Origin of the sequence: Pedobacter terrae (assembly GCF_900100705.1) — a bacterium.
Lineage (GTDB): Bacteria > Bacteroidota > Bacteroidia > Sphingobacteriales > Sphingobacteriaceae > Pedobacter > Pedobacter terrae.
The window spans coordinates 57618-74283 of the sequence record NZ_FNCH01000024.1 but is presented as its reverse complement, the minus strand read 5'-3'; the positions used below and the strand labels follow the sequence as shown (position 1 = coordinate 74283).

General features: G+C 37.4%; 16 protein-coding genes. 13 read left to right on the top strand and 3 right to left on the bottom strand.

The genetic code is table 11. The features are described 5' to 3' along the window. Positions 1 to 1458 precede the first annotated feature (1458 nt). The 5 genes from fabV (at position 1459) to BLR60_RS21655 (ending at position 5591) form a co-directional block, all read left to right on the top strand. Positions 1459 to 2652 (top strand): enoyl-ACP reductase FabV, encoded by a 1194-nt coding sequence (gene fabV / locus BLR60_RS21675; protein ID WP_090502545.1) that lies wholly within the window; start codon positions 1459 to 1461, stop codon positions 2650 to 2652. 116 nt (positions 2653 to 2768) lie between these two features. Then, positions 2769 to 3305: a GNAT family N-acetyltransferase gene (locus BLR60_RS21670; RefSeq protein ID WP_090502547.1), complete on the top strand. Its 537-nt coding sequence runs from the start codon at positions 2769 to 2771 to the stop codon at positions 3303 to 3305. Positions 3306 to 3532: 227 nt separating this feature from the next. Continuing rightward, positions 3533 to 3985, top strand: coding sequence for a cold-shock protein (locus BLR60_RS21665; RefSeq protein ID WP_029277369.1), 453 nt, complete (start codon positions 3533 to 3535; stop codon positions 3983 to 3985). Positions 3986 to 4495: 510 nt separating this feature from the next. Continuing rightward, entirely contained in the window at positions 4496 to 5182 is a 687-nt protein-coding gene (locus BLR60_RS21660; protein WP_090502549.1) for an SIMPL domain-containing protein, read from the top strand. Between the two features lie 94 nt (positions 5183 to 5276). Continuing rightward, entirely contained in the window at positions 5277 to 5591 is a 315-nt protein-coding gene (locus BLR60_RS21655) for a hypothetical protein (protein WP_090502551.1), read from the top strand. 183 nt (positions 5592 to 5774) lie between these two features. Here the strand turns inward: BLR60_RS21655 and serS are convergent, their stop codons facing one another. Continuing rightward, positions 5775 to 7046 carry a serine--tRNA ligase gene (gene serS, locus BLR60_RS21650; protein ID WP_090502553.1) on the bottom strand — a complete coding sequence of 424 codons (1272 nt, stop codon included), beginning with the start codon at positions 7044 to 7046 and terminating at the stop codon, positions 5775 to 5777. 97 nt (positions 7047 to 7143) lie between these two features. Here serS and rsmI point away from each other — a divergent pair, with 97 nt between their 5' ends. The 7 genes from rsmI (at position 7144) to BLR60_RS21610 (ending at position 13064) form a co-directional block, all read left to right on the top strand. Further along, positions 7144 to 7857, top strand: coding sequence for a 16S rRNA (cytidine(1402)-2'-O)-methyltransferase (gene rsmI / locus BLR60_RS21645; RefSeq protein ID WP_090502554.1), 714 nt, complete (start codon positions 7144 to 7146; stop codon positions 7855 to 7857). A gap of 38 nt (positions 7858 to 7895) precedes the next feature. Continuing rightward, on the top strand, positions 7896 to 8549 hold the full coding sequence (locus tag BLR60_RS21640; RefSeq protein WP_090502556.1) for a PH domain-containing protein: 654 nt from the start codon (positions 7896 to 7898) through the stop codon (positions 8547 to 8549). Positions 8550 to 8970: 421 nt separating this feature from the next. Beyond that, complete coding sequence (gene lnt, locus BLR60_RS21630) at positions 8971 to 10599, top strand: apolipoprotein N-acyltransferase (RefSeq protein ID WP_090502558.1); 1629 nt, start codon at positions 8971 to 8973, stop codon at positions 10597 to 10599. Next, the gene (locus BLR60_RS21625; RefSeq protein WP_090502561.1) at positions 10592 to 11053 is read left to right on the top strand and encodes a DinB family protein; all 462 of its coding nucleotides are present in this window, start codon (positions 10592 to 10594) and stop codon (positions 11051 to 11053) included. Before lnt ends, BLR60_RS21625 begins: the two co-directional genes overlap by 8 nt. Positions 11054 to 11057: 4 nt before the next feature. Then, the gene (gene lspA, locus BLR60_RS21620; protein ID WP_090502685.1) at positions 11058 to 11564 is read left to right on the top strand and encodes a signal peptidase II; all 507 of its coding nucleotides are present in this window, start codon (positions 11058 to 11060) and stop codon (positions 11562 to 11564) included. A gap of 129 nt (positions 11565 to 11693) precedes the next feature. Next, positions 11694 to 12443: a M57 family metalloprotease gene (locus BLR60_RS21615; protein ID WP_090502563.1), complete on the top strand. Its 750-nt coding sequence runs from the start codon at positions 11694 to 11696 to the stop codon at positions 12441 to 12443. 204 nt (positions 12444 to 12647) lie between these two features. Beyond that, entirely contained in the window at positions 12648 to 13064 is a 417-nt protein-coding gene (locus BLR60_RS21610) for an OsmC family protein (RefSeq protein WP_090502565.1), read from the top strand. A 125-nt stretch (positions 13065 to 13189) separates the two neighbouring features. Here the strand turns inward: BLR60_RS21610 and BLR60_RS21605 are convergent, their stop codons facing one another. Together BLR60_RS21605 and BLR60_RS21600 are read right to left on the bottom strand one after the other, a co-directional pair. Then, positions 13190 to 14830, bottom strand: a complete 1641-nt coding sequence (locus BLR60_RS21605; protein ID WP_090502567.1) for an NAD+ synthase — start codon at positions 14828 to 14830, stop codon at positions 13190 to 13192. 49 nt (positions 14831 to 14879) lie between these two features. Continuing rightward, positions 14880 to 15548: a porin family protein gene (locus tag BLR60_RS21600; RefSeq protein ID WP_090502570.1), complete on the bottom strand. Its 669-nt coding sequence runs from the start codon at positions 15546 to 15548 to the stop codon at positions 14880 to 14882. Positions 15549 to 15578: 30 nt separating this feature from the next. Between BLR60_RS21600 and gldB the strand changes: the two genes are divergently transcribed. Beyond that, entirely contained in the window at positions 15579 to 16613 is a 1035-nt protein-coding gene (gene gldB, locus BLR60_RS21595; RefSeq protein ID WP_090502571.1) for a gliding motility lipoprotein GldB, read from the top strand. Positions 16614 to 16666 lie beyond the last annotated feature (53 nt).

The window sequence follows — 16666 nt, the reverse complement described above, 5'->3', positions numbered from 1 at the left end:
AGTGTGCATTAAAAAAGTAAATGCTTTGTGTACTCAGTGCAAAACTCTGCGTACTCGGTGGTTAAAAAAGTCGGAGGTAAGGGGACGGAGGTCAGCGGTTTAACCGCCCAAACTATAGTTCAGCTTTGCATTTTTTTGCGAAAATCTATGCGTTCTTTGCGGTTAAAAAGTCGGAGGCCAGAGGGTCAGAATTGGATATCTAATCGCCAACCATATCTACTTCCCTGTTCTCAAGTGTGCATTAAAATAGTAAATGCTTTGTGTACTCAGTGCAAAACTCTGCGTACTCGGTGGTTAAAAAAGTCGGAAGTCAGGGGTCGGAGGTCAGCGGTTTAATCGCCCAAACTATAGTTCAGCTTTGCACTTTTTTGCGAAAATCTATGCGTTCTTTACGGTTAAAAAGTCGGAGGCCAGAGGGTCAGAATTGGATATCTAACCGCCCAAACCATATCTACTTCCTGTTCTCAAGTGTGCATTAAAACAGTAAATGCTTTGTGTACTCAGTGCAAAACTCTGCGTACTCGGTGGTTAAAAAAGTCGGAGGTAAGGGGACGGAGGTCAGAAGTTTAATCGCCCAAACTATAGTTCAACTCTGCACTTTTTGCGAAAATCTATGCGTTCTTTTCGGTTAAAAAGTCGGAGGCCAGAGGGTCAGAATTGGATATCTAATCGCCCAAACCATATCTACTTCCCTGTTCTCAAGTGTGCATTAAAAAAGTAAATGCTTTGTGTACTCAGTGCAAAACTCTGCGTACTCGGTGGTTAAAAAGTCGGAAGTCAGGGGTCGGAGGTCAGCGGTTTAATCGCCCAAACTATAGTTCAACTCTGCACTTTTTGCGAAAATCTATGCGTTCTTTGCGGTTAAAAAGTCGGAGGCCAGAGGGTCAGAATTGGATATCTAATCGCCCAAACAATATCTACTTCCCTGTTCTAAAGTGTGCATTAAAAAAGTAAATGCTTTGTGTACTCAGTGCAAAACTCTGCGTACTCGGTGGTTAAAAAAGTCGGAGGTAAGGGGACGGAAGTCAGCGTTTAATCGCCCAAACTATAGTTCAACTCTGCACTTTTTGCGAAAATCTATGCGTTCTTTGCGGTTAAAAAGTCGGAGGCCAGAGGGTCAGAATTGGATATCTAATCGCCCAAACAATATCTACTTCCCTGTTCTAAAGTGTGCATTAAAAAAGTAAATGCTTTGTGTACTCAGTGCAAAACTCTGCGTACTCGGTGGTTAAAAAAGTCGGAGGTAAGGGGACGGAGGTCAGAAGTTTGATCGGCTAAGCCATACCTCCAGCTTTGCGTGCTCCGCGAAAACCTTTGCCCACTTTGAGTTAAAAACAAATTTCATTTAATGTTAAACAATTAAAAATATATCTTCGTTAAAGATTTGGACATGAAGGCATTTTCAAAAACCTTAAAACTGTGCTTATTTTAATATTACAAACGTAAAAAAGAACAAAAATGATTATCGAACCTAGAATGAGGGGCTTTATCTGTTTAACTGCACATCCAGATGGTTGCGCACAAAACGTAAAGAATCAAATTGAATATGTAAAATCTAAAGGTGCTATAAACGGTCCTAAAAAAGTATTGGTGATCGGCGCATCAACAGGTTTCGGTTTAGCTTCGCGTATTGCTGCTGCTTACGGCTCCGGTGCTTCTACCATTGGCGTATTTTTTGAAAAAGCACCTTCAGAAGGCAAAACAGCATCTCCAGGCTGGTACAATACCGCAGCTTTTGAAAAAGAAGCCCATGCTGCCGGTTTATATGCAAAAAGTATAAATGGCGATGCATTCTCTAAAGAAATTAAAGAAAAAACCATTGAACTGATCAAAGCTGACCTTGGTCAGGTAGATCTGGTCATCTATAGCCTGGCTTCTCCGGTTAGGAAACACCCTGATACCGAGGTATTGCACCGCTCTACCTTAAAACCTATCGGTGGCACTTACACCAATAAAACTGTCGATTTCCACACCGGTAATGTAAGTGAAATATCCATTGAGCAAGCTACTGAAGAAGATATTGCCAACACCGTTGCTGTAATGGGTGGCGAGGATTGGTCTATGTGGATCGACGCCTTAAAAGCAGAGAATCTGCTTGCTGAAGGCGCAACAACTGTAGCTTATTCATACATAGGCCCAGCTTTAACCGAACCAGTATACCGCAAAGGAACTATTGGAAGAGCTAAAGACGATCTGGAAGCCACTGCTTTTAAAATTGCTGATAAATTAAAAGATATTGATGGCAAAGCTTATGTATCGGTTAACAAAGCACTGGTAACACAGGCCAGTTCTGCCATTCCGGTAATTCCTTTATACATCTCTTTATTATATAAAGTGATGAAAGCAGAAGGTGTTCATGAGGGCACTATCGAGCAGATCCAAAGGTTATATGCTGATCGCTTATATACCGGCAACGCTGTTCCTGTTGATGAGAAAGGAAGAATCAGGATAGACGATTGGGAAATGCGTGAGGATATCCAGACTAAAGTTGCCAAACTTTGGGAAGAAGCTACAACTGAAACCTTGCCTGCAATAGGCGATTTACCAGGCTACAGAGCTGATTTCTTAAGCTTATTTGGCTTTGAAATTGATAAAGTTGATTATCAGAAAGATGCTCAGGAAGTGGTAGAAATTGAAGGCTTAGTAAAGTAACTCATCACGTCATTTCGACTGAAGTGCAACGGAATGGAGAAATCTATTACCTTGCCTGAATAATGCAATCACAATAAACGGCTGGCCTTAAACCGGCCGTTTTCATTACAAATAATATGAATTTCAATTTACAACCTACGTTAGCAAACGATTTAATTACGGTAGTTCCCTTAAAAGAAGAAGATTTTGAAGCCCTTTTTGCAGTAGCTTCCGATCCTTTAATCTGGGAGCAGCACCCCAATAAAGACCGCTATAAAAGAGCGGTTTTCGAAAATTTCTTTAAAGGTGCAATCGAATCTAAGGGTGCTTTTATCGTTTATGAAAATGAAACTAAAAAGATTGTGGGCAGTTCAAGGTATTATGATTTGGATGAAAGTGACTCCTCAGTTACCGTAGGCTACACTTTTATTGCACGTGAGTTTTGGGGCAAGGGACATAATCAGGCCTTAAAAACCTTAATGTTTAATCATGCTTTTCAATTTGTAGATAAAGTGATTTTACATATTGGCACTACTAACTTTCGTTCGCAAAAAGCAATCGACAAATTGGGGGCGGTTAAAATTGCTGAATTAGAGGTTGCCTATTATGGTGAACCATTAAAATGGAATTTTGTGTACCAGATTGATAAAGTAAACTGGAAAAAATTGCATTAAAGTTTAGCTATGGGCACACAGTTGTTATTTATGATAATAGTGAAAAGTTATAGCGGAGTTGATACCCAGTAAGTCTACCGGCAAAAACATCTTGCCATAGTTATTTGTTATTAACCATAATGAAAGAGCGCGTGACCGAATAAAATCGTGTTTATGCTTAAGTATTGTTATCTTTGTATAATTCTCCATTCCACTCATCTTTCAAAAACAAAACAATTAAATAAAATATGGCTAAATCTCAGGCAACATACAGTAAAAAAGAGAACGAAAAAAAACGATTAAAAAAACAAAAAGATAAACAAGAGAAAAAAGAAGAGCGTCAGGCTAATGCCAAAAAAGGTTTAGCACTTGAAGATATGATGGCTTACGTTGATGAAAACGGAAACATCTCTTCTACTCCACCAGATCCGAAGAAAAAGAAAGTTATCAATACAGAAGATATTCAGATCGGTATTTCAAGACAAGAGGACATCATTGATGAAAACCCTGTTAAAAAAGGAACAGTTACTTTCTTCAACGATAGTAAGGGTTACGGTTTTATTAAAAACACTGAAACACAAGACAGTATTTTCGTTCACGCAAACGGTTTAATCACCCAGATTAAAGAAGGTGATAAAGTTACGTTTGAAGTAGAAATGGGTCAAAAAGGACCAACGGCAGTTAAAGTATCAAAGGTTTAACAACCGCCATTCTATTTTTTGCAATTCCCAATTGCAAAACATGATTAAAATTCTGCAGAGAATTCTGCTGCGCTAGGTTTTATAACCATATATAATTCCGTCTATTTAAGCATAAAACCTTGCGCATAATTTTATTCATCTGGTATTCTTCCTAGGAAGTATAAAGTAATTTTGAAGGAATTTAGCTTCAAAAGAACAGGACGTCTAAATTATTCGGGCATTTATTCATCCAAAAATGCATGCTATCTAATTTTTCCTCACCAATCAGGGAATAATTTATCATACTGTAAATAAATCATATAGGACTATTAAAGGGAAAAGTTGTAGCCTTTAACTCCTAATAATCGTTTATGAGTTAAAAAAAATAAAATCTCGGTGTGGAATTTGCATATCGTTTACATCATTACAGTACACACAAAGAAAAATAGATATGAAACCTGCATAAGCAAACAAAAGCTAAATATAAAAAAGCTTATGCAAGCTTCATAACAATTAAAAACACTACAGATTATGAAAAAGTTAATAGCACTAGCACTGGTTGCATTTTTAGGTTTATCGTCAGCGATGGCTCAACAAGTAGATTTGCGCAGAAAAATTAGCGTAAGCGGCACCGCAGAAACAGAAGTTACTCCTGATATCATTTACATCGGCATTTCGCTTAAAGAATACCTGAACGGAAAGAAAAAAGTAGACATCACAGAATTGGAAAAACAATTGTATGCCGCTGTACAAAAAGCAGGTATTGCGAAAGAAAACTTAACCATCAGCAACTTGAGCAGCTGGAATTATGAAACAGAGAAAAAGAAAAACCCCGATTTTTTAGCCAGCAAACAATATCGTTTAAAAGTTAGCGATCTGAACAAATTCAACGCTATACTAGAATCGATAGATGCCAAAGGAATCGCCAATACAAATATCGAAAGCTATGATTATTCTAAAATCGAAAGCTTAAAAAAAGAGCTTAAAGTTAAAGCTTTATTATCGGCAAAAGAGAAAGCAGCATATATGGTAGAAGCACTAGGTGATAAACTAGGAAGTGTGATCGAGATACAAGATGGCGGAGACAATGTAATGCAGCCTGTTTACAGAAATTTTGCGATGAAAGCTGAAATGGCTGATGCTTCTACTGCACCTGAAATTGATTTTAAAAAAATTAAACTGAATTTCACAGTAAATGCCATTTTCGAAATCAAATAAGAATTTTAACAGTAAATTAATGCTTTTCAAACCTACCAGAACATTTTGGTAGGTTTTTTGTTACATAGAGATCGAACACTAAAAAATAGAAATTATGAAAAAATTCATTTACACACTAGCGCTGGTTTTCTCTTTAGGCATTAGTTTTAATTCTGTTCAGGCAGCTGATAAACCTGCGAAAAATCCAACGGAATTAACTGCAGAACAAGCAGTAAAACTGGAAAGAATTAAAACCCGTGTTGAAGAAATCAGAGACATGGACAAATCTAACTTAACGAGAGCAGAACGTAAAGCTTTACGTAGCGAGTTAAGAGAATTAAAAGGTCAGGCCCGTGCAGTTTCTGGAGGTGTTTACCTTTCAGTTGGTGCAATCATCATCATCATTTTATTATTGATCCTGATTTTATAATTGCAAAAAACACATCTATCTATAAAAACAAAAAGCTTTGCAATGTTGCAAAGCTTTTTTTATGCCCGTCTCGCGAAGTTTGCTCATCATTGTGCGGAAGAGAACTTCGCAAGTCTCCACACGGCCTAGCAAACTAACGCAGTTCACTGCACAGGCCCATTGAAACTTCATTAATTTCCCTGATTAATCAATCATATCAAACCCAGTATACTTCACCAAAGCTTCTGGAATTTTAATTCCATTCTCGGTCTGATAGTTTTCTAAAATCGAAGCCACGATACGCGGTAAGGCCAATGCGCTTCCATTTAAAGAGTGCGCAAGCTGTGCCTTCCCTTCTTTTCCTTTAAAGCGTAATTTCAAACGGTTACTTTGGTAGGTTTCGAAGTTTGAAACAGAAGAAACTTCCAACCAGCGCTCCTGGGCGGCACTCCATACTTCCATATCATAAGTCATGGCAGAAGTAAAGCCCATATCGCCACCACATAAACGCAATACGCGATAGTGTAACCCCAATTCTTTCAGTAAAGACTGTACATACTGGCTCATCTCTTCTAAAGTTTCGTAAGATTTATCCGGATGTGTAATCTGAACAACCTCAACCTTATCAAACTGGTGTAAGCGGTTTAAACCACGCACATGGGCTCCATATGAACCTGCTTCCCTCCGGAAACATGGGGTATAAGCGGTATTTTTAATCGGGAGATCTTCTTCCTTAACAATAACATCGCGGTATAAATTGGTTACCGGAACTTCCGCTGTTGGGATTAAATACAAATCATCAACAGTTGAATGATACATCTGTCCTTCTTTATCAGGTAATTGGCCGGTACCAAAACCCGAAGCCGCATTAACCAAATGGGGCACCTGCATTTCTTTATAACCTGCTGCAGTAGCATGATCTAAAAAGAAATTGATCAGGGCACGCTGTAACCTTGCTCCTTTTCCTTTATACACCGGGAAACCGGCACCGGTAATTTTTACCCCCAGCTCAAAATCAATGATATCATATTTAGCAGCAAGCTCCCAATGTGGTAAAGCTTTACTTGGTAATTGAACAGGCTCGCCATGCGTTAAAACAACTTCATTTTCTTCTGCAGTAGACCCCTGTTTTACCAGATGATAAGGCAAATTAGGCAATTGAACAATTAAATTGTGCTGAGCAGTTTCCAGTTCATTCAATTTATCACTCAGGTTTTTGATATTTTCTTTGTGAGAAGCCGTTTGGGCCTTAATGGCTTCAGCTTCTTCTTTTTTACCGGTACGCATTAAATCGCCAATCTGTTTGGCAGCTGCATTAGCCTCAGCAGAAATATTATCCAGGGAAGTTTGGGTAGAACGGCGGTCTTCATCAATTTTAATGATTTCATCTACCAGTTCCGGCTGTTTAAAATTACGGATACTTAAACGTTCTAAAACTTTCTCTCTATTTTCGCGGATATAGTTAACTTGCAGCATTATTTAATTTTTTAGCAAAGATAACAAGAGTTTGGAGTTTGGGGTAAGGAGTTTGGAAAAAACTGCAAACCGTTAACTTTAAACTGAAAACTGAAATATGGATGGCAAACTCTTTCTCGTACCAACGCCCATAGGCAATTTGGAGGATATGACCTTTAGGGCAATCCGTATATTAAAAGAATGCGATCTGATCCTCGCTGAAGACACTCGTACCAGTGCCCCGATGCTCAAACATTTTGGGATTGATAAAAGAGTTTTCTCACACCACCAGCACAATGAGCACAAGGCTACGTCAGAAATTATCAGGTTTTTAAACGAAGGGCAAAAAATTGCCCTGATATCTGATGCCGGAACACCTGCTATTTCCGATCCGGGTTTTTTCCTGGTACGCGAAGCCATTAAAAATGATATTGCTGTAGAATGTCTACCTGGCGCAACAGCTTTTGTACCTGCTTTGGTTAATTCGGGCTTACCTGCTGATGCATTCTGTTTTGAAGGTTTTTTGCCGGTTAAAAAAGGCAGACAAACCAAATTTAAAAAATTGGCTGAAGAAGACCGCACCATTATACTTTACGAAAGTCCGCACCGTTTATTAAAAACTTTAGAAGAGTTTGCACAGTATTTGGGTGCAGACAGGCAGGCGTCAGTAAGTAGAGAGCTCACGAAGATGTTCGAAGAAACTGTTCGCGGAACTTTGGCAGAAATAAAATCACATTTTGAGAACAATACTTTAAAAGGAGAATTTGTAATTTGCATAGCGGGAAAACCGAGTATTAAAAGCAAAAACAAGTATAACGATGCTGAAGAGTAGCATCAAAAACATAACCAACACCACAATTTTAAAATATTATGATGAGTATAGATAGATTTCTAAGTGACGAACAAGACCCAAAAGCGGTTGAAAAAGTTATTGGAAAATTAAACGACCTTTTAACCACAGGTGAAGAACTCTTATATTTAGCTGTACAGAAAAAACCAGCGGTAAATTTGTTACCAGATAGCATCGCGATTTCGAACAAGCGCATTTTTTATTGCGAGCCTGGTAATTTAGGCTTAACGATGAATTTTAAAGATATTTCCTGGAAAAGCATCAAGGAGGTTTCATTTAAAGAAGAATTTTTTGGTTCTAAATTTATTTGTGTTCCTCAACATGGCGAAAATATCGTAACCGAGTTTATTCCGAAAGTACAGGCTCGTAAACTACACCAGGCAGCAAACCAACAATTAGAAGAGTACAAAGAGATGTTACGCCAGCAAAAACTGGAAGAAAACCGGGCAACAGCCTCTCCCATTAATTTACATGAGCAGCCTCTTACTGAAATACCTGCTTACGAACCAGTTTCAGAGCCGGCACAACCAGTTATCCAAATTGCAGAAGTAGTAGAAGAACCGGAAGATGAAACCACTTTAAAATTACGCAAACTTAAAACACTATACGATAAACACCTGATCACCCAGGAAGAATACGAAGCTAAAAAAGCAAATATTTTAGATAGTATGTAGACGAAATCCTTCACCTGAATTTATTTCAGGGTCTTAATTGACTGTTAAAGATGGAAAGAGCGGATGTGTTTATATATTAACCAATTTTAAACATATGGTTTTTTATTTTGGTGTGACATCAGAATTGTAGTTTAGAATTAAAGAATATAAATATCGTCCAATTCGTTTTTCCGCAAGATATAACTGTAATCCGTTGGTGTTTTTTAAACAGTTTGACAGTATTGAAAAAGCGATAATAAGAGAAAAACAGTTAAAGAACTGGAAAAAGGCATCGAAAATAAACTTAATAAATGAATTAAATCCTAATTGGGATGATTTATCCTTAACGTTCGAATAAATGCTTCTCTCCTTGAAATCCTTAAAAGAAAACAGCATTTAAGATGCTGAAATAAATTCAGCACGACGATTTTACAGCTTAGTAATGAAATCTAAACAAACCTACCTTCTCGCCCTCGTAAGTGCATTCTTACTTTGGCTGGCCTGGCCACCAATGCCTTTTACTACACCTTTGTTATTGATCGGTTTGGTGCCTTTGTTTATTGCGCTCGATTCGATTTCAACCAATCCCGAAAAAAAACAGGGCAAAAGAATTTTCCTGACGGCAGGTTTAACTTTTTTAGTTTGGAATACGGGATCGATTTATTGGGTGTATAATGCAATAAGTGCTTATAATGGTGCAGCAGTAGCGCTACCAGTTTCTCTTATCCCTTACGGCTTAGGTGCATTGTTAATGACCTTTGCTTTTTGGTTATACTATAGATTAGGCAAGTATGTAAATAAAAAGATCGCTTATCTGGGCTTGATTTCCTTTTACATTGCTTTAGAATATCTGCAACAAACCTGGGATTTAGCTTTCCCCTGGATGACCTTGGGAAATGGTTTAGCAGGAATGCATCAGCTGGCACAATGGTATGATTATACCGGTATTTATGGTGGTTCGCTTTGGATTTTAGGGAGTAATATCCTGGCTTTTGAAGCTTATCAAAAATTTAAATCACAAAAGGGTTATTTAAGGTTTAGAACAGCAGGGATCTGGGCTTTGGTAGTCATTATTCCCATCAGCATTTCATTAACCAAATACTTTACGGCAGAACAAAAGGGCACACCAAGTAATGTGGTGGTGGTTCAACCCAATATTGATCCTTACCAAAAACTGGAGAATATTCCACCAGCCGAACAGATCAGGATATTGACTCACTTATCAGATTCCATTGGACAAACCAATACCGAGTATTTTATCTGGCCTGAAACTGCCATTCCAAATTACGCAGATGAAGATAGGATCAGAAGCAACAATGATTTCATCACGCTGCAAAGCTTTTTATCAAAATACAAAAACGGAACATTGATTACAGGTATAGAAAGCATTAAAATTTATCAGGATAAAAGAACAATAACCTCAAAACTTGATAATCAGCGAGGTATTTATTTTGATAATTTTAACACCGCCATGCAGGTAGAAAATTCTGCCAATGTTCAGTTTTACCATAAATCCAAATTGGTTCCCGGGGTAGAAAAAATGCCTTTTCCAAAAGTATTTTCGTTTTTAGATGGTGTTTTTGCTCAATTAGGCGGAACCGTTGGCGGATGGGGCTGGCAAGATAAGCCAAGTGTACTGTATGCTCAAAGCGGTATCGGGGTTGCTCCTGTGGTTTGTTATGAAAGCTTGTGGGGCGATTGGATTGGTGAACAGGTTAAAGAGGGAGCACAATTTATTGCGATTATCACAAACGATGGCTGGTGGGGAAATACTTCAGGGAAAGACCAGCATATGATGTATGCTAAACTGAGAGCCATTGAAACCCGTCGCGATGTAGCGCGCTCGGCTAATACCGGGATATCCTGCTTCATCAATCAACGCGGCGATGTCACACAAAAAACCAAATGGTGGACCAGAACTGCATTAAAGGCCAATATCAATCTGAATGATGAGATTACCTTTTATGTAAAAAGTGGAGATATTATTGCAAAATTATTAAGCATTACTGCCATTCTTTTAGCTTTGATTATTCCTTTTAGAAAATGGATCAGGAAACAAAACCATGCTTAAACAACAATACGATTTCGTTTTATCTTCCAGAAATACCCTTTTAACCTATATCGAATCTGTTTCAAAGGAGGATTTCTTAACCGATAACAGTTCATTCGGCAGAGGCTCTATCAAAAATTTGTTGGTTCATATTTGCCAAACCTATTGTGCATGGATTGGCGAAAGGGCCTTAGGCATTGAACAGATTTTTTTACCTTTAGAAACTTACCAGACCTTCCAAGAATGCCAAACCTATTTTAACCAGGTGGATGAATATATTGGCTTATTTACCGAAAAATTTAAAGGAAATGAGCTGCATGAAATGGAATTGGATAGAAACGGCTCAATTTTAACCGTAAATCCATTACAGTTATTTACTCATGTTATTACCCACGAGTTTCATCACAAGGGGCAAATCATGTCATTAAGCAGGCATTTAGGCTATACACCGGTTGATGCCGATATTATCAGATAAAATCATGCAAAAAATAAAAAATCTCCGCTGGTCGGTATTGCTCTTATTATTAACCCTAAATTTTGGCTGCGATCAGATCTCTAAAAGAATTGTGCGTACCGAAATCAGTGATTATGAACATATCAGCATTATAAAAGATCGTTTCACTTTAACAAAAGTAGAAAACAGTGGTGCATTTTTAAGTCTGGGCGATAACATGCCCTATATTTTCAGGCTCATTATTTTAACGGGTTTACCCTTATTATTTTTGGTTTACGGGCTATATTTTCTATTTGCCAAACGTAATTTAACCATGACAATGCAAATTGCGCTGTGTTTTCTGATTGGTGGTGGTATTGGCAATTTATATGACCGGATTGTACATGGATCGGTTACCGATTTTATGCATATGGATTTTTACTTCTTTCAAACAGGTGTTTTTAACTTCGCCGATATTTCAATTATGATCGGTGTAGGTACATTGCTGTTACAATCAATCAGAAGTAATCAGTTAAAACAGGATATAAATTAGGGAAAAAGGCTAGACCCGATAAGACTAATTAAGACTACAAAATGATAGCCGTAAAAATACAAAATCATATTTTTATGACTATATTTAACTATGCAATACTTAATTACGATCTAACTAAAAACCTAAACAATGAAAAACTTATTAAAAAAAGCTGCTTTGATTGCCATGCTATCAACAGTTATCCTCTCGTGTACCAAAAAAAATGATATCCCTGCTGAAGCGGAAATTCAAACTAATCAAAATCAAAAAGTGCTGGCTTATATTAAAAATCTCGGGTTTACAGATGCGCAGATCGTAGATAACGGCGATAATTATGTAGTTGATGGAGATATTGTATTTAGTAAAAAAATGGAAGTTCCGGCTGATTATGGAAAAGCGATTACAGAACAATATTATAACGGTTATATCGTAACCAACAGCACAAACATCCGCGTAAAAATTGATCCTTCGATAACCAGCATGACCAGCGAAATCAATTCTGCAATTAACCAATGGAATACGGTACCCAATTCTAAGCTAAAATTTGTAATCACAACCGGAACGGTATATGATATCCTGATTAAAGTGGATAATACAATTGGAAGTTCTACCTGTGGACAAGCATATCTGTCAACATCAAATGGTAAAGCTGGTAATACCGTTTGGATCAACCAGGCCCTTATCCAAAATAATTCTTTTGCGCAGCGTACCAGAACCATTACCCATGAGTTTGGTCATACCATTTCATTTAAGCATACGAACCAATCTACCACAACCAATGTTCCTGGCGTTGGAGGAACAGATGCACAATCGTTAATGAATGGCGGGCAATGCGGAAGTGGTGCTACTGTTTTATCTACTAAAGATAAACAAGCTACTGCAGTATTGTATCCTTTATAATTTAAAAATCAGATAAATAACCTAAAAAGATCGTAATGAAAGAGGAGCTGTTCTGTGAAACAGCTCCTCTTTTTTTTAAAGTGCTTATTAAAAAAGATTGGGAAATAATTTTTAGAACAAGGATTTCTTAACAAAGAATTGGCAGCTTTACACAAACATATTTTTATCTTTAGGTGTTAAACAATCTAAAAATAAGATCCGATCATGAAAAGAAATGCAACAGCCGTATGGCAAGGTTCTATCAAAGAAGGTAGTGGTAATATTACTACACAAAGCACTACTTTAAATAACACTCAATATTCTTTCAACACTCGCTTTGCAGATGGTGTGGGTACAAATCCAGAGGAATTAATTGCTGCTGCACATGCGGGTTGTTTTACCATGAAATTATCTGCTAACTTAACTGAGGCAGGATTTACAGCTGATAAACTGGAAACTAAATGTGAAATTAACCTTGATCCATCAAAAGGTGAAATTGTAGAATCGCATTTAACTTTAACAGCTTCTGTACCTGATTTAACACAGGAAAAATTTGATGAACTGGTAGCAGATGCAGAAAAAAACTGCCCGATCTCTAAATTATTGAATACAAGCATTACCGTTGATGCTACTTTAGCTTAATAAATTTTAAACCTCACAGGTTTTAAAAACCTGTGAGGTTTATAGCTGCTGTTAAACAAGTTAACTAACGACTAAACTAATCAAAAAAACTTTCGAACCTCCAACATTACAATTTTAGAAACAACCTAAGCCATATATTTTCCTACAATTGGCATCCTTCTTCCCATACCAAAAGCCTTAGGCGATACCCTTAAAATAGGTGGTGTTTGGTAACGTTTAAACTCGGCTATATTGACCATCTTTAAAATTCGCAATACTAATGCTTCATCAAAACCCTGCGAAATAATGGCTTTTGAGCCTTGTTTTTTTTCGATGTGCTGGTATAATATTTTATCGAGGATTTCATATTCAGGCAAAGAATCTGAATCTTTCTGATCAGGTCTCAATTCTGCCGAAGGTGGTTTAACAATCGTATTAATGGGTATGATCTCGCATTCCTTATTAATGTACTTGGCCAGCTCAAAAACCTGCATTTTATATACATCACCGATAACGCCAATTGCACCGCACATATCGCCATAAAGCGTACCATAGCCTACCGCACATTCGCTTTTGTTAGAGGTATTTAATAAAATATAGCCAAATTTATTACTCATCGCCATGTTTATGATGCCGCGAATCCGAGCCTGGATATTTTCTTCTGTCAGGTTAAAAGGCAAACCTTTAAAAGCGGGTGCCAGCATATGATCAAAAGCCTCGGTAACGTCTTTAATTGGCACAATTTCGTGCATGCAACCAATATTATTAACCAGATCTAAAGCATCTTGTACAGAATGGTCGGATGAAAATTTAGATGGCATTAAAACAGCCATTACATTCTCTGCACCTAATGCGCGGCAGGCCAGTGCACAAACCACAGCCGAATCAATTCCGCCAGACAGGCCTAAAACAGCTTTACTAAAACCAGATTTCTTAAAATAATCTTTTATCCCTAAAACCAGCGCATCATGAATTTGTTCAATATCCGTTAATCTTTCCGATTGTGGATGTTTATTCCGCACATTTTCAACCTCTTCCAGATCAAATACCTGAAGATCTTCTTCAAAATATTTCATTTCCGCTTTCATGGTTCCATCAGCGTCGAAGACCAAAGAACCGCCATCAAAAATAATCTCAGTCTGCGCACCAACCTGGTTTACATAAAATACAGGCAGGTGATATTTTTTTGCATTATCAGCCAATACTTTTATACGTTCATCATCATGGGTATAAGAGAAAGGTGATGCTGCAATATTAATCATTACATCGGGCTGCTCTTTAATCAGCTCGTCCATTGGATTTGAAACATATAATGGATTATCATTAATATTCCAAAGGTCTTCGCAAATGGTTAAAGCAATTTTTTTACCCTTAAAATCAATACAGTTAAATTGTGTGGCAGGTTCGAAATAGCGATATTCATCAAACACATCGTAGGTTGGCAATAAGGCTTTTTTAACAATTGCCTTAATTTTTCCTTCCTCCATAAAATAAGCGGCATTATACAGGTCTTTTCCCTGTAATACTTCATTTTTAATCGGCAAGCCAACAATGCAGGCAATATCCGTACAGTGCTTTGCTATTTCCTGAGCTGCGCCTTCGCACAAGGCTATAAACTCATCAAATTCCAGAAAATCTCTTGGGGGATAACCACAGATAGCTAATTCTGCAAAAACAACCAGATCAGCTCCTTTGTCTTTCGCCAATTGAATATTTTCGGTTATTTTTTTAGTGTTGGCCTCAAAGTTCCCGATGTGGTAATTAAGTTGTGCTAAAGCTATTTTCATGTTTAATGTATCAAGTAGTGAGTATCAAGTATCAAGACAGCTATCCAGATTAAAAGAATACGCCGAAATTAAGCGCTAAATAATGACTCCTAACATCTCTGGCTTTATCTGTTACAATATTAGTAAAACCATTATTAAAAGTTAAACCGGCAACAATACTGGTATTGCCAGAAATATCAAATTCCCCGCCTCCACCAATAATTAACCCGGCACGGTAAAGTTTGATGTGGTCAGATACGTTTAAATTATCGCCAACAACTGTCCCGCCTGTAACTGCATCTTGTTTTGCGCTAATGTTGATTGAATTAGACAAGCCGAACTGGCCATACCAACGTTTTCCATCAGTTTTTACAGTTTTTAATTTAATGGTTAAAGGCAGGTCTATGTATTGTAATTTATATTTTAAATCGTAAGCTTTAGGTGCAGAACCGGGTGCATAATAAGGTAAAACATTGGCCTCTGTACTTTTACCATTAATAGAAGTAATGGTCAGCGCTGTAGAAAAACTATAATTTGGCGCAAAATTAAAATCACCAATTAATCCATAAGAAAAGCCCAAACCTATTCCGTTTGTTTTTCCCTGCTCGGGTTTAATCCAACCAAATGTTGGGGTAGCAGTTAAACCTAACCTGAACCCGTAACTGGTTAAAGGTGAATTTTGCGCCCAGGCGCCAAAACTTAAAACAGATAAAATTAAAATGGTTGATATTCTTTTCATGCTATAGGTGTTTATATATATTTGTGATACATGATGTATAACGTAAAACACTGGCAAATTTATCTAATTTTTCTTTTTGCCATCACATTTATTTCCTGCAGACATCGCAACCGTCCAGATGTAAGCAATATACAGGTAAACATCAAAGTTGAAAGATTTGATCAGGAGCTCTTTAATGGAAAAAACAAAGATGTGATTGATATAGATAAACAACTTGCTTTAAAATATGGCGTGTTTTATGATGATTTTATCCATCGGATTTTAGACAGTAAATATTCCAACACCGAATCATTGACTAATTTATACCACGATCAGGCCTACATCGATTTAAGCAAGGAAGTTGATAGTGTTTTTCCAAATTTAAAAGCACAGGAAGAGGGTTTAAACGAGACTTTTAAATACATTAAATATTATTACCCAAAGGCAAAGATTCCAAAATTCATTTCCTTTACCTCAGGTTTTGCTTACCAGATGCCAGTAGGCGATAACTATCTGGGAATTGGTTTAGACATGTTTCTGGGCAAAGACAGCAAATTTTACCGGGCTATTGTGCAAAGTGTGCCGTTATATCTTTCCAGGAGATTTACACCAGAATATATTGTGCCCCGTGTAACTGAAACCTATGCACATGAAGAGCTTTTCGCAGAGCCTGATGATAATAGAACTTTGTTAGCTAAAATGATTTTTCAGGGAAAGATTTTATACTTTCTTGACCAGGTTTTGCCCGAAAATGTAGGCGATTCTACCAAAATCGGATATACCCAACAGCAGTTAGACTGGGCACAAAACTTTGAAGGGGATATTTGGGCATATTTTTTAGAGAACAATTATCTGTATGAAACCGACTATCAAAAAATCCAGGTATTTTTATCTGAAGGGCCTTTTACGCCAGGTTTAGGCGAAAATAGAGATTCGGCACCAAAATTGGGCGTATGGATGGGGTGGCAGATCGTTAAAAAATATATGAAAACGAATCCTGATATTACTTTGCAACAGTTAATGGCAGATCATGATGCGCAGAAAATTTTAGATCAATCGAAGTATAAACCGAAACAACAGAAGTAGTTTTCAGTTAGCAATATCAGTTAACCGATTAAACAGTTCGAACAATTAACCCA